This is a genomic window from Rhodospirillaceae bacterium (assembly GCA_018660465.1).
Classification (GTDB): domain Bacteria; phylum Pseudomonadota; class Alphaproteobacteria; order Rhodospirillales; family JABJKH01; genus JABJKH01.
This window is the reverse complement of record JABJKH010000096.1, coordinates 1-13,543: the sequence shown is the minus strand read 5'-3', so window position 1 is coordinate 13,543 and position 13,543 is coordinate 1. Positions and strand designations below refer to the sequence as shown.

Annotated in this window: 14 protein-coding genes; 3 read left to right on the top strand and 11 right to left on the bottom strand. The window is 52.0% G+C overall.

Annotation, left to right across the window (positions count from 1 at the left end; all coding sequences use genetic code 11):
- Nucleotides 1-34: 34 nt before the first annotated feature.
- The gene (locus tag HOM51_16735) at nt 35-1,381 is read right to left on the bottom strand and encodes a DEAD/DEAH box helicase (protein MBT5036162.1); all 1,347 of its coding nucleotides are present in this window, start codon (nt 1,379-1,381) and stop codon (nt 35-37) included.
- A gap of 300 nt (nt 1,382-1,681) precedes the next feature.
- On the bottom strand, nt 1,682-2,242 hold the full coding sequence (locus tag HOM51_16730; GenBank protein ID MBT5036161.1) for a PilZ domain-containing protein: 561 nt from the start codon (nt 2,240-2,242) through the stop codon (nt 1,682-1,684).
- 283 nt (nt 2,243-2,525) lie between these two features.
- Here HOM51_16730 and HOM51_16725 point away from each other — a divergent pair, with 283 nt between their 5' ends.
- The 3 genes from HOM51_16725 to HOM51_16715 all read left to right on the top strand — a co-directional run bounded on the left by HOM51_16725 (nt 2,526) and on the right by HOM51_16715 (nt 5,025).
- Entirely contained in the window at nt 2,526-3,989 is a 1,464-nt protein-coding gene (locus HOM51_16725) for an amidase (protein MBT5036160.1), read from the top strand.
- Nucleotides 3,990-3,991: 2 nt separating this feature from the next.
- A complete protein-coding gene (locus HOM51_16720) occupies nt 3,992-4,186 on the top strand; it encodes a hypothetical protein (GenBank protein MBT5036159.1) in 195 nt (64 codons plus the stop codon).
- Between the two features lie 155 nt (nt 4,187-4,341).
- Entirely contained in the window at nt 4,342-5,025 is a 684-nt protein-coding gene (locus HOM51_16715) for a response regulator (GenBank protein MBT5036158.1), read from the top strand.
- A 17-nt stretch (nt 5,026-5,042) separates the two neighbouring features.
- Here the strand turns inward: HOM51_16715 and HOM51_16710 are convergent, their stop codons facing one another.
- The 9 genes from HOM51_16710 to HOM51_16670 form a co-directional block, all read right to left on the bottom strand.
- Complete coding sequence (locus HOM51_16710; GenBank protein ID MBT5036157.1) at nt 5,043-6,053, bottom strand: 2-dehydropantoate 2-reductase; 1,011 nt, start codon at nt 6,051-6,053, stop codon at nt 5,043-5,045.
- A gap of 12 nt (nt 6,054-6,065) precedes the next feature.
- Nucleotides 6,066-6,839, bottom strand: coding sequence for a fumarylacetoacetate hydrolase family protein (locus tag HOM51_16705; GenBank protein ID MBT5036156.1), 774 nt, complete (start codon nt 6,837-6,839; stop codon nt 6,066-6,068).
- A gap of 9 nt (nt 6,840-6,848) precedes the next feature.
- The gene (locus tag HOM51_16700) at nt 6,849-8,375 is read right to left on the bottom strand and encodes an alanine:cation symporter family protein (GenBank protein ID MBT5036155.1); all 1,527 of its coding nucleotides are present in this window, start codon (nt 8,373-8,375) and stop codon (nt 6,849-6,851) included.
- Between the two features lie 47 nt (nt 8,376-8,422).
- The gene (locus HOM51_16695) at nt 8,423-8,863 is read right to left on the bottom strand and encodes a universal stress protein (GenBank protein MBT5036154.1); all 441 of its coding nucleotides are present in this window, start codon (nt 8,861-8,863) and stop codon (nt 8,423-8,425) included.
- A gap of 35 nt (nt 8,864-8,898) precedes the next feature.
- Nucleotides 8,899-9,372 carry a YbaK/EbsC family protein gene (locus HOM51_16690; GenBank protein MBT5036153.1) on the bottom strand — a complete coding sequence of 158 codons (474 nt, stop codon included), beginning with the start codon at nt 9,370-9,372 and terminating at the stop codon, nt 8,899-8,901.
- A gap of 144 nt (nt 9,373-9,516) precedes the next feature.
- The gene (locus HOM51_16685) at nt 9,517-10,308 is read right to left on the bottom strand and encodes an SDR family oxidoreductase (protein ID MBT5036152.1); all 792 of its coding nucleotides are present in this window, start codon (nt 10,306-10,308) and stop codon (nt 9,517-9,519) included.
- A gap of 21 nt (nt 10,309-10,329) precedes the next feature.
- Complete coding sequence (locus HOM51_16680) at nt 10,330-11,538, bottom strand: alpha/beta hydrolase (GenBank protein MBT5036151.1); 1,209 nt, start codon at nt 11,536-11,538, stop codon at nt 10,330-10,332.
- Between the two features lie 34 nt (nt 11,539-11,572).
- Nucleotides 11,573-12,571, bottom strand: a complete 999-nt coding sequence (locus HOM51_16675) for an Ldh family oxidoreductase (protein ID MBT5036150.1) — start codon at nt 12,569-12,571, stop codon at nt 11,573-11,575.
- A 12-nt stretch (nt 12,572-12,583) separates the two neighbouring features.
- A partial coding sequence (locus HOM51_16670) for an amidohydrolase (GenBank protein MBT5036149.1) occupies nt 12,584-13,543 on the bottom strand: 960 nt, incomplete at its 5' end.

Here is a 13,543-nt window from a genome sequence, read left to right as displayed (position 1 = left end):
ATCATGCGACCTCGGTCAACCCGGAATTTAGCACCTAAGCCGCCATACGCGCCGGACGCCTGGACCGCTGTGAATTGCGGCGACGGCTTTGATTTTGGCCCTTTCCGCCTTGACCTTGGCCTTGACCTTGGCCTTGACCTTGGCGCTGGCCTTGGCGTTGACCTTGGCGCTGGCCTTGGCGTTGACCTTGGCGTTGATTCCGCTGTGGGCTCCGCTTTTTAGTGCCCGGGTCGTTGGCAATCTCTTCAGAATGGAAGGGATGATCGTATTCTATCGGTACACTCTGGCGAATGGTCTTTTCGATATCGCGCAGATAATAACGTTCATCCAATTCGCAGAACGAAATCGCGATACCAGCCTGCCCGGCACGCGCCGTACGGCCAATACGGTGGACATAGCTTTCGGGTTCATTCGGCAGTTCGAAGTTAATGACGTGAGTAACGCCTTCAACATCAATCCCACGCGCCGCAATGTCCGTTGCGACCAAGACACGCGTATTGCCAGAGCGAAAAGCATTAAGCGCTCGTTGGCGGGCATTCTGAGCCTTATTACCATGGATGGCATCCGAGGAAATACCCTTCTGCTGCAGATGCCGGGCAACCTTATCGGCGCCGTGCTTGGTGCGGGTAAAGATAAGCACCCGCTCCATGCTCTTGTCTTTTAGAAGCTCACTCAACAAAGCCCGCTTTTTATCCTTAGGCACAAAGAGAACGCTCTGTTCCACCTTTTCTGCCGTGGTCGCCGCTGGGGCAACCTCAACCCGAACCGGATCATTGAGCAGGCTCGCGGCCAAACCCTCCACCGATTTTGGCATGGTGGCCGAGAATAAAGTCGTCTGACGACGCTTAGGTAATGCCGCTTCAATTTTTTTAACGTCACGAATAAAGCCCATATCGAGCATGCGATCGGCTTCATCAAGAACAAATATCTCAATTCCATCAAGCCGTACGTGGCGCTGGTTCATTAAGTCAAGCAAGCGACCAGGTGTCGCAACCAAAATATGAACACCTTGGTTCAAAACTTTGATTTGGGGCCGAGCGGAAACACCGCCGAAGATGACCCTGGAGCGCAGACCCAAGTGACGCGCATACGTCCGCAGGCTATCGCCAATTTGCCCCGCCAATTCGCGGGTCGGTGCCAAGATCAGCGCATGTGGCTGATTGGGCCGTGACTTAACAGCGTGCTTTGACAAGCGGTGCAACAAGGGCAGCGCGAAGGCTGCTGTCTTACCAGTGCCCGTCTGCGCAACACCTAAAAGGTCGCGGCCTTCAAGCAACGGTGGAATGGATTTCGCCTGAATAGGAGACGGCGTGGTGTAACCTTCGTCCGCAATGGCGTGAAGGATGGGTTGGGCCAATTGAAGGCCCTCAAAATTAGTCATGTATCGTTTATCTTTCTCAATCAAATAATAGCAATTCCCGCCCCCAAAGTGGAACGGCAAGCGTGCTGGCACAATGCAAGCGTTAACGACCTAGCGTACTCATGAACGAATTCAAAAGCAGAGACCGGTCTTACGAAACGCCCACATATGTCTGAAAGAAAAATGGCCAACCCCAATGTCTTTGCGGGGCGGCGACGATCAATATTTTTTAAAATTTGACCGTGAAGGGAGTGTCGCTGGAGCTGCTAATGCGCCATCACTGTGGATAAGTCAAGAGAATTCACCAGAAAATTCTTAATGTCACAACGGATCATCCAGCGATCTTGCTCTATTATAAGCCAAGATACTGGGGATTGAGCGGGTGCTACCGCATCCTGAACAGTCGTAAAGCGGCATGACATCTTGGTCGTTGTGTGGGTGTTCAGATCCAATGAAATCAAAATACGTTCTGTGCAAACAAGCTGGGCAATAGAACCGCATGGTCACGGGAACTGATGCGCCTTTTTGGATGTGGACGTATTCTGTGTCTACACTATCGTCAAATAGAACGCCGGCGGCATGGTCAATTTTCACACCAATCCGATAGCGCCCTTCTTCAATTTTGCTACACCAGTTTACTTGGCTGTGCAGATGTTCTCGTTTGTCTTCCGTATTATCGACCACGATCATAACCCGCGTTCCAGAATCCAAGGGACGATCAACATCAAACGCCATGCCAGAAAGACTCATGTCATTTAACGTCGCGGAAAAAAGTGCCTCGCCAAGATTCTCGACATGCCCGTCTTCAACAACTGAATAGGCTAAACCAATGCCGACACACGGGAATCTCGGCTCCCGCCGATCAATTTCCTTTATCGGCATTTCAGCCCGTTCATCGTGAAATAAAGACAGCGCATTTATTCCTTAGCCATTTGACCCGTTATTTTTTCGCAAAATTAGGTACAGACACAGATTGCTCGCAACTCTATTTTTGGGCGTGATCAAAATTTTCAAGTGATAAATTTTGGGAAGTAAATATTTTTCCTGGAGAAAGAAGGAATTATTGCGCCGAAACGTATCAGTCTAAAACGAGATGTAAACTTTGCGTCCTTACATTATTCTCCTATATCGTCAGTGCCGCGACCAATATAAATCCGAGGATGCCATGAACGAGAACGAACTGGCCTACATGAGTGTGGCCGAACAGGCCAAGCTGGTTGAGACAAAAGAAATTTCGCCGGTCGACCTCATTCAAGTTTATCTAGACCGTATCGAAAAGTGGGACGGTGTCTTGCATTCCTGGATTACGGTGTGTGGCGAGCGCGCCCTTGATCAGGCGAAAAAGGCCGAAGCTGAAATCGCAGGGGGGCTCTACCGAGGCCCCCTTCACGGCATTCCCTTCGGTGCCAAGGACCAAATTACCACTGGTGATGTGCCGACTACTATGGCTTCCATCATTCAGCCGGACTTCGGTGAAGGCATGACGGCAACTGCAGTCACAAGATTAGAAGAAGCCGGCGCCATCTTGATCGGCAAAAATAACCTGCACGAGTTCGGCAAAGGTAGCTCTGTAAACTTTCATTACGGCGTGCCGAAAAATCCGTGGAACCTAGAAATAGAGCCCTCCCATTCATCAACCGGATCAGGAATCTCGGTCTCTGCTGGATTGGTTTCGACCTCCCTCGGTGAAGATACGGGTGGCTCCATTCGCGGTCCGGCCTGGGCCAATGGTGTTGTCGGCATGCGCCCCACCTTCGGGCGGGTCAGCAGATACGGTGGCATTATGTATGCCTGGACCCAAGACACCATTGCTCCCTTAACCCGCACCGTCGCTGATAATGCTTTGGTATTACAAACCATTGCCGGGCACGATGCGAAAGATCCGTTGTCGAGTGATCGCCCGGTGCCGAATTATGCAGATCACTTCAGCCAAGACCTTAAGGGATTAAAACTTGGTTTGGTGCGCGAAATGTCAGTCGGCCAAGACCTCCACCCCGATGTCGATAAGATGCTCAAAAAGGCTCTTGATGTCCTCACGTCTTTGGGGGCCACAGTCGAGGAAATATCATTACCGAAAGCGAAATATGCAGTGCCATTACAGCTCCTGACTTCTGATCCAGACGTCGCCGCCATGTTCCTGCATAAATACCTGCGCCCTCATTGGGATGAATTCGACGTTGGTACCCGCACGCGGATGGCGGCCGCCGCCCTAGTGCCTGCCGTCGTCCATAACCGGGCCATGCGCGGCCGTGCCCTGGTCCGAAACGAGGTCCTGAGTGCGTTCAAAGAATATGACGCATTGGTAACATTGATGAACTTCGTGCCGCCACTCAAGCTTGAAGACTCAGTTGAAAAAATTGACAGCAAAGAAGACGTCGCAACACGGATGTTTAAATCACGGCGCATGTGCACCTATCCGTTCAGCGTCGCCAATGTCCCCGCAATTTCCGTCCCGAGTGGTTTTACCAAAGACGATGTGCCAATGTCGATCCAGATCGCCGCAAAACCCTTCGATGAAGCCATGATGTTCCGGGTGGCCAACGCCTTTGAGCAAGCAACCGATTGGCACACCCGTCATCCTGACTTGGAACAAACCGTCGGCCCGACCTTAGATACGGCAGGAGAATAACCATGGAACTCACCAAAGATGACGTCCGTAACCTTGCCAAAGCAATTGACTTAGATATCCCGGAAGACGACCTCAACACCGTCGCTCTTAGGCTCTCAAGCGCCCTCAGTCTGATGCAACAAATCGAAGCCGACTTAGGCGAGGAAATGGACAAGGTCGATCCGATCCCACCGGTCTATCCACGGGAGGAGTTTTAAAGAATTGACTTAATTTTAATAAATGAATTTTGTTCACGGATCGATGAAATGACTATACGATAACACCTGAACTAAGAAGCCATTAAATTTTATCAGTTCGTTGATACCATTGGGCACCAGCACCACATGAATTTGCGACGGATTTGGGGGCAACTATGAATAGCTCGATCGATTTTAGTGAAACGCGTGTGCTCATTATCGATGATGAAGAATTCATGCGTATTATGGTCCGCAGGCTTTTAAAGAATATCGGCGTAACGAATGTATCCGAGGCGGCGGATGGTGCTGATGGTCTCACGAAACTGACGTCCGATCCACCTGACTTGATCATCCTCGACATCATGATGGAGCCGATGAATGGACTAAAATTTCTAAAAATGCTCCGGACCGGAATGAGTGGCGCGCCGCGTGATCTACCGGTGGTTGTCATAACAGGTTCAGCGGAGCAAGCGGTCTTTGGAACAGCGATGAAATTGGATTGCAATGCTTTCGTCCGTAAGGGAGACGGCCAGGATGCGATCCAGGGCCGTATGGCGCGAGTGCTTGATGAGACAACGGAGATTAAAGAGGCGGGCGCATATTTAACTGTGAATATTCCGGATATTACAATTACGGCTCCAACCGGTAGCCGACCGCCGCCGAGCGCGCCCCCTGCAACGAAGGCTTATGAAGTTCCGATTGAGGACGTCGAACCCGGCGCCGTGGTTGCTCGCGATGTGGTCACGGAAAATGGGGACGTGTTGCTGGAAGAAGGTACGGTAATCAGCGCTTCCTATTTGGGCAGGCTGCAAGATATATCTGAGATCATCGATTTACCTTACATATGGGTCGAGATGTAGCGTCCCCCCCTCGACCCTCAACCCTTAACCGCCACCCCCGCCTCAGCCCGCTCCATTGTCCGGTTCAACAGCTTCGTGCAGGCATAGACCGCATCAATGTGTGGCGTTGGGGTATCGGTGATCCGTGCCATTTCAATGATCGAGCCGACCAGGGCCTCGATCTCCAGGGATCGTCCGGCTTCCACGTCTTGCAGCATGGACGTTTTATGTGACCCCACGCTTTGGGCGCCGTCGATACGTTTTTCGATGGTATGGCGGAATTCGATGCCGAGTTTATGGCCGACTTCTTGGGCTTCTTCCATCATGTGCTGGGCAAGCAGTCGGGTTTCTGGGAAAATGCAGATGCTTTCCAAGGTCGCGTGGCTGAGCGCACTGATTGGATTGAACGACAGGTTGCCCCAAGCCTTGAGCCAAATTTCGGAACGAATGTTGTCGAGAATTCTAGACCGAAATCCGGCACCAACGAGGACGTCGAAGAGCGCCTGGATGCGGGGCGAGTCAGAACCGTCCAATTCGCCAATCGGAAAGCGATCACCTTCGACATGCTTGACCACGCCATTCTCGACCACAGCCGCCGCCGGGTAGACCACACAACCAACGATGTGTTTGGGATCGATGTTGGCTTCGAGCGTACCGTCAGGATCGAGAGTTTCGAGCCGCCGTCCGTCGTAAGGTCCACCGTGCTTTTGAAAGTACCACCACGGCATGCCATTCTGCACAGTCATCAGCATCGTATCGTCGCCAAGCACAGCCTTAAGCTCGCTCGCCACCGATGCCATATACTGAGCTTTTAAGGCGAAGATGACTAAATCCTGCTCACCCGCTTCGGAAATCTTGCTATAGGCTTTAATGTTGTCGGCAACGATTTCCGAGCCATCTTCCCAAATTAGCTTGAGGCCATTTGTCTCAATCGCTTTCAAATGCGCGCCCATATCGACGACGGACACTTCGTTGTTGCCCTCACCCATCGCCAATTTAGCCGCCATCATGCCGCCGATGGCTCCCGCGCCAATTACTAAAATTCTCATGATACGATTCCGCTAATTCTTAAAAACATTTTCCAAGGTGCCGATCCCGTCGATGGTAACCGCAACGTCATTGCTCGGCAGTTTCATGGACCCCACGCCAACGTTGGTCCCGACGCAAATCACATCGCCTGGCAGGAGAGTCATGTCATGGGACAACAAGCTAACCAACTGATGCGGTTTAAAGATCATGTCAGACAGCGGATAATCCTGTCGCACATCGCCATTTAGCACCACTGTCAAATTCTTTTCTAACGGATCAACATCGGTTGAGATCACCGGCCCAAACACGCCAAAACCGTCATAGCCCTTGGCCCGCGACCACTGCGCGAAAGTTTCGTCCTTAGGAATGATCCCAGCCGCAGTAATATCATTGATGCAGGTATAGCCGAAGATATGATCAGCAGCATCTTCTTCGGATATTTCTTTGGTGGCCTTTCCTATTACGACCCCAAGTTCACCTTCAAAGATTACCGGGCCGTCGTAATTTTTGGGTCTGTGAACCGTCTCTTTTTGTGCTGCAAACGAACTATTCGCCTTAATAAAATAAAGCGGCTCGGGTGGCGGTGTCAGTTCCAACTTCGTCGCCAACATGCCGTAGTTATTCCACAGCGCCAGCATCTTCGAAGGCTCGCACGGTGTCAGAACATTTACGTCCGCCAGCGCCACCGTCTCAGATGTAGCACTCGGGTTATCGAACATGTTGCCGTGATGGATGGTAATTTTGTCCCCATCGAAGGTGCCGAAATTTGTCGCACCTCCAGACTCAAATCTGATCCAGGTTGTCATAGCCGCTCCCTAGGGTTTTGTTTTCTTAATCTCACCAGATTGCAACCGGGACCAGTAAGACGCAAGTTCCCGCTTCACAACTGGCGCCAACAAATAAAGCCCGGCAATGTTAATTAACGCCATGGCAAAGATCATCGCGTCGGCAAAATCAATCAACGAGCCTAAATTCATTGTCGAGCCGATCACCACGAAGCCACAGAAACTGACCTTATAAACCATGTCCGCTTGCTTGTTTTCCCCGAACAGATAGGTCCACGCTTTATTGCCGTAGTATGACCACGCAATCATTGTCGAAAACGCGAACAAGATCACGGCGAGGGCCAGCACGTACGGGAACCAAGAAATTCCACTGGCGAATGCATTTGACGTCAACTGCACGCCGCTAATCCCGCTCACGTTTTGGTACTGCCCGGTAATTACGATAACCAGCGCGGTCATGGTACAGATCACCACAGTGTCGATAAATGGTTCCAGCAGAGACACAATCCCTTCGGTCACAGGCTCTTTGGTACGAACGGCTGAGTGCGCGATTGCAGCAGAGCCAATGCCTGCTTCGTTTGAAAACGCCGCCCGCTTGAAGCCCTGGATCAAGACACCAACGAAGCCACCTGCAACCCCTTCCGGACTGAACGCACCGGAGATAATTGCGCCAAAAGCGGTGGGCACCTGATCAATGTGAATGATGATAATAACCAGTGCTGCAGCGACATAAATGATCGCCATGAACGGCACCAGCTTTTCGGTCACCCGCGCGATGCTCTTGATGCCGCCAATAATAACCGCACCCACGACCGCCGCCATGATAAGACCGAACAACCATGCCTTGTCGGCCATAAAGCCTTCTGCGCCACCCGTAACATTCATGAACTGCTGGAACGACTGATTGGCCTGGAACATATTGCCCGCACCGAATGCGCCAACAATACACATGATGGCAAACAGGACGGCCATAATCCGGCCCAATCCCGGCATGCCGCGTTCGGCCAAGCCCTTCGACAGATAATACATCGGTCCGCCGGAAACCGTGCCGTCCGCATGTTCATCCCTGTACATTACGCCCAACGTACATTCGCAGAATTTCGAGGACATGCCGAGAAGACCCGCCAGGATCATCCAGAACGTCGCCCCTGGTCCGCCGAGAGATACTGCCACCGCTACGCCCGCGATATTACCGAGCCCAACTGTCGCCGATAACGCCGTTGCTAAGGCTTGGAAGTGGGAAACCTCTCCGGGGTCATTAGGGTCTTCATACTTACCCCGCACCAAATCAATGGCGTGGCCGAAGGCTCTGAAATTGATGAAATTGAAATAGAAAGTAAAAAATACGGCGCCGACGACCAGCCAAACAACAATCAGCGGCACACCACCAACCGAATAAAAAATCGTTCCCGCAACCGCATTAGCGACTGGTGCGACAAACGCATTAATCGACTGATCAATACCTTGTTCTGCTGCGAACACTGGTGAAATACCCGCTAAAATACCCGCGAATACAGCCATTACGGTCGCAGCCGCCCGACTTAAAAACCTATCCATAATTAGCCCCCCTTAAAGTGCGAATCACTTATACCTGATTTTTTTATTTATGGCACCACTGTTACCGGGACTGGCGATGTTTGGACCAGGCTACTGGCGACACTGCCAAACAACAACCGTTCCATCGAAGATCGCCCACGCCGACCGATATAAATTTGCGAAGCGCCCAATTCATCTGCTTTTTGGCAGAGTATTTCGGGAGCGTGACCGTGGCAAACTTCGGATGTAACTTCGACATCGCCGCCGCGTGATTTTAAATCCGCGACCAATGGATCCAATACCCCTGACTGAGCGCGATCAATCTCCACCTTGTGCTCTTTGTGGCGGGCTTCAATTTGCTCCAGGGACAAAATTTCATAGCGCGACCATTCGTAAACATAGACCACATGCAGCCGCGTGGCGCTGTCTTTGACCCGTGACAGGGCATGTAGGGCGGCGCGTGTGGAAACCTCGCTGCCGTCTGTACCAACCAGAATGACATCGTTCATCACGACCTCCTTTTCAAAGTTTACCTTTTCAAAGTTTATCCGGGGTGGCTGAAGGCTCCATAGGCCGCACCCCGTGTCAGACGATGGAAATCGTCACCGCTGACGTGGATCAGGTCTTTATGATCCCCGGCTTCAAAGTAGATTTCGGACTCGTTCATAAGAGTCTCATCTAACAAGACATCGATCCCATAGGGATTTCCAATCGGTGGTACTGCACCCGCGTCACAATCCCCAAACAACTTGGCAATCGCACTTTCCGCCGCCATCTCCACCGGCTGATCCAAAAATTCCTGCAACCGTTTGAAATCTACGTGGCTGGTCGCCGGCACAACGACCAGCATGTAGCCGCCGTCTTCATCCTGCACCAACACCCCTTTGGCCAATCCAGCCCCTGGAATGTGTGCACTTTGTGCAATCTTGGAACTGGTATACCGAGTCGGATGAGTCAAAACCTCGTACGCAATGCCAAGGTCCGAAATATAATCCTGAAGCGTGATTGCCATGCCCATAGTGCGTCTCCTGTCCTAGCCAGAAGGCCGAGCATCCTCACCGCAATTTTCAACAAGTCCAGCGGCTCAAAAAACCCCCACCGACCAGCGGTTCACGTTAGGGGTATTATAACCCAATTTTGAGGTTTTTTCTAGGGAAGAGCCCTAATAATTCACCGACGTAGACGACCCACCGTCCACTGCAATTGACTGCCCCGTTACAATGTCGGCTAGCGGAGAGCAGAAGTAGAGCGCCGTATTGGCGATGTCTTCAGGTTGGATGAGGCGGCCCAGGGGGATATTGGCGATGTGTTGTTTGGAGATTTCTTCGATGCTGGTGTCGGCGTCGCTGGCGTAGCGCTTAAAGCCTTCCATCATGCGGTCGGTCGCGGTGGTGCCGGGATGGATGCAATTGACGGTAATGTTATCAGGGGCTACGTGGCCGGCGAATTGCTTGGTGAAATTTGCGACACCTGCGTTAACGATGCCATTGGTGACGCGGAGGGGGGCCGCAATTCGCGCGGTCATACCACCGATATTAACGATCCTACCCCACCCTTGTTTCTTCATGTGCGGATGAACTTCGCGGGCGCTACGGATGTAGGCCATCAGTTTTACATTCAGATGATACTGCCAGTCTTCGTCGCTCTGTTCATTGAACGGCGCGCGTATGGATGTCACCGCGTTATTAACCAAAATGTCGATACGGCCCGCTTTCGCTTCGGCTTCGCTCACAAAGTTTACGACATCTTCATTGCGGCTGACATCCGCCACGATTGGCCAAGCCTCTACGCCCGCTGCGCGGATTTCTTCTGCCGAGGATTCGAGTGTTTCCTGCGTCCGACCGCAAAGTGCGACGTTCACACCCTGGCCCGCCAATACGAGAGAGATCGCCTTGCCAATACCTCGGCTGCCACCCGTAACCAAAGCGACTTTACCTTGCAGATTAAACTTCATCTTTCGCCCGCCCTCACCCTATTAGCCGTGGTCATAGTCGCCCAAGACTGTGCCCTCTTCGACATAGACTTCGTTGTTATACCCATCAGGTCTTCCTGAATTTAAGGTTTCGAGCAACCAGTCAGCGATGCAGGGGTAAATTTGCGCAGCGACTTCTCCCATGGGATGGAAGACACCTTCGTAGAGCCAAAGCTCACTCGGGCCCGCCAAGGAAGATCGAAACTTTACGATGTCATTGGGTGTGCAGAGTTCATCCATGTCACCGGCGACTAATAGATGCGGCACCGTGACTTTCTTGGCGAGGTCAGGCAACAGGTCCAAGCGTTCAACAAATTTGTCGAATTCTTCTTCCACGGTATAGCCGGCCATATACATGAAGATGCGTTTGAAATTCGGCTGGGCCTGTTCGAAAATCATGTCGAAAGTTCCGACGTTCGCCATTTGCCCGACAACCGCTTTCACACGTGGATCATGGGCCGCGACTTGGACACCCCAACGTGACCCCATGCTGGTACCGAATACGGCGATTTTTTCCGCGTCAACATCGTCTCTGGATACAAGCCAATCGATGACTTTTTCTGCCGCCAACGCATAATTGGTTTCGTCCTGCCAGACTGCATTGATGTTGCATTCGCCCTGTCCGGGACCATCCATTGAGCAAATATTCATGCCGCGGTTGAAATAATCATTCTTAAAAGGATTTGGATAATCCTCCTTCACCTGATCCATTCCAGGAAGATACAGGATCGTTGGCTTTGGACCTTCCCCCGGCGCTTGGTGAAAATTGCAGTAGGTATTTTTGCCATCAGAAAATTCTATGGTCTTTCTCTCAATTGCACCGCCCGAGAGATCAACAAGGCTGTCATAACAACGCTTCAATCCCTGATACCACGTTTCCTTATTCGGATCCTTGTGAACCGGAATTAAATGCTGGGCCCTGCCATAACAGAGCGCCGCCCGATGAAAAAAGTCACGCGCGGTTACAAGCCGATTTTTCGACTTCGCACTATCGGCCATGCGCTCTAACACGGCAGCACGTTTCGCCCATGATTTAGGAAAAGAGCGTCGACCCGTCACCTTGGAATAAACTGCGTTTAAATCTTCCAACTTAAAGCCCCGGTCAAATCGGGTACCCATGATGCCAGGGTGCAGAACGTCTTCGTTATCGGATAGCATCAAGAAATTATCAAAAATCCACCCTTGGTCAGCGCGTAAACTTTGTTTAGGCATCGATATACCCTCCTCCAAAAAGAATTTTATTCCCCTACCCCAGGCGCTCCATTATCTCTGCGTGCAGCTTATCGGGGATATCCACTCCGTCGGCTTCCGCCTTTTTGCGAAGATCATACCGGCGGTCACCGGGAAGTCTTGTACCTGGTTGATCGGTAACGGCGGAAAGAAGAACTTCAAGACGATCCGCAAAAGCGTCGCCGCCGAGATCGCCTGGTTTCGCCAAGAAGAAGAACTGACCAACATGCGGCGATGGGCCTTCGCCCTCGAAGAACGAACTGGCCTCGAAACCATATTGAGACCCAGTCAGGGTCGCAGCGAGAATTTCCACCACCATGATCAACGCCGCCCCCTTTGCATCGCCCATCGGCAACATCGTACCGGACAAAGCTTCCTTGGCATCCGTCGTCGGATTGCCATCCGCATCCACTGCCCAGTCATCCGGGATCGGATCACCGCTCTGAGACGCCACCAGGATTTTACCGCGCGCGACTTTGCTCATGGAAAGATCGACCACCAACGGATCAGAGCTTTCACGCGGGCAAGCAAAGGCAATTGGGTTGGTGCCATAAAGCGCACGGTTCCCACCCCAAGGTGCGATGGCAGCAGGGGTATTACCGAAGCTAAGTGCGATCAGCCCTTTACGGGCCGCGCGTTCCACATGAAGACCCGCAGCACCTGAGTGATGCGAATGCCCAACCGCCAATGCGACCACGCCGGTGTCTTCCACCAGGTCAGCCGCAAAGTCTATCCCCATGGTAATCGCCGGATAGGCAAAACCGCTTTTGGCGTCAATCCGTACGGCGGCTGCGGCGGTCTGGGTTAATTCAGGAACAGCATGTCCGTCGACCTTTCCCGACTTGGCTTGATCGGCATAAGACGGAATACGCGATGCACCGTGGCCCGCTTGACCATCGGCTTGTGCTGCGGTTAGCGCCCCCGCCACAATCTCCGCCACTTCTGGCGAGGTGTTGGACTGGGTAAAAATTTTCACGCCGATTTCGTGGAGTTCCTCGAGACTTAGATGTGCCACAATAATTCCTTCTTAAATGTCGATCTTGAACAGCTCTTTGGCTTTGCCGTTCAGAATACTTTCGATGTCAGCATCGCTGAGCCCCTTAACACTGAGCAAGTGCGCCACTGCGTTTCTGTTGGTCATGCCGAAGTCGTGGTCAGTGCCCAGCATTAATTGCTCCACACCAACTTCTTCGATGAGGTGCGCAAGGTTTTGTGTGCCATAAACCAGCGTATCGAAATATAGCATCTTCAGATATTCGCTCGGCTTCTTCTTTTCCAAGCCACGTCCGCCGCGGTCTGCACTGTTGTGACCGTGATTGAAGCGCCCAATGTAAGAGCCAAGATAGCCGCCACCATGCGCACCACATATTTTTAGACCCGGGAACCGATCCAGCGTGCCTTCATAAATCAAGTGCGCGAGTGCCGTCGTGGTTTCCAATGGATTGCCAATCATGTTGGTCAGGAAGCCGCGACCCTGCAGCCGCTTATTTTCTGTTTTGGAAACACGAGGATGAATGAAGACCACGCAATCGAGTTCTTCAGCCATCGCCCAGAATGGATGAAACTTTGAATCTGAGAGTTCCTGTCCTTGAATGTTGCCGGTGATCATACAGCCCCGATGGCCGAGGTTCTTCACCGAGTTTTTCAGCTGCTTCGCCGCAAGATGCGGATGTTGTAAAGAGACCACACCAATGGGCACGAAGCGATCCGGGTTGGCCGCACAAACTTCGGTCAGGGCTTCATTCTGCTTGGTCGCGACTTCTTCGGCGAGTTCATATTCCGCCCACGGAAAATGTTGTTCTCCGCCGATACTCAAAACTTCGATATCGGTTCCCATCGCGTCCATTTGTTTGAGGCGAACAGAAATGTCTTCAACCTTTTTCAGCTGGCCTTCATAAGGATTTCCGCCGCCCAATTCTTCGCGGCCTTCGACCAATGACCAGACGCTCGACAATTGGCAATGCGCGTGCATGTCGATGACCGTCAT

Excerpts from the sequence above, each read along its gene's own strand:
- HOM51_16735 (MBT5036162.1), bottom strand. The coding sequence starts at position 1,381 with ATGACTAATTTTGAGGGCCTTCAATTGGCCCAACCCATCCTTCACGCC.
- HOM51_16730 (MBT5036161.1), bottom strand. The coding sequence starts at position 2,242 with ATGCCGATAAAGGAAATTGATCGGCGGGAGCCGAGATTCCCGTGTGTC.
- HOM51_16725 (MBT5036160.1), top strand. The coding sequence starts at position 2,526 with ATGAACGAGAACGAACTGGCCTACATGAGTGTGGCCGAACAGGCCAAG.
- HOM51_16720 (MBT5036159.1), top strand. The coding sequence starts at position 3,992 with ATGGAACTCACCAAAGATGACGTCCGTAACCTTGCCAAAGCAATTGAC.
- HOM51_16715 (MBT5036158.1), top strand. The coding sequence starts at position 4,342 with ATGAATAGCTCGATCGATTTTAGTGAAACGCGTGTGCTCATTATCGAT.
- HOM51_16710 (MBT5036157.1), bottom strand. The coding sequence starts at position 6,053 with ATGAGAATTTTAGTAATTGGCGCGGGAGCCATCGGCGGCATGATGGCG.
- HOM51_16705 (MBT5036156.1), bottom strand. The coding sequence starts at position 6,839 with ATGACAACCTGGATCAGATTTGAGTCTGGAGGTGCGACAAATTTCGGC.
- HOM51_16700 (MBT5036155.1), bottom strand. The coding sequence starts at position 8,375 with ATGGATAGGTTTTTAAGTCGGGCGGCTGCGACCGTAATGGCTGTATTC.
- HOM51_16695 (MBT5036154.1), bottom strand. The coding sequence starts at position 8,863 with ATGAACGATGTCATTCTGGTTGGTACAGACGGCAGCGAGGTTTCCACA.
- HOM51_16690 (MBT5036153.1), bottom strand. The coding sequence starts at position 9,372 with ATGGGCATGGCAATCACGCTTCAGGATTATATTTCGGACCTTGGCATT.
- HOM51_16685 (MBT5036152.1), bottom strand. The coding sequence starts at position 10,308 with ATGAAGTTTAATCTGCAAGGTAAAGTCGCTTTGGTTACGGGTGGCAGC.
- HOM51_16680 (MBT5036151.1), bottom strand. The coding sequence starts at position 11,538 with ATGCCTAAACAAAGTTTACGCGCTGACCAAGGGTGGATTTTTGATAAT.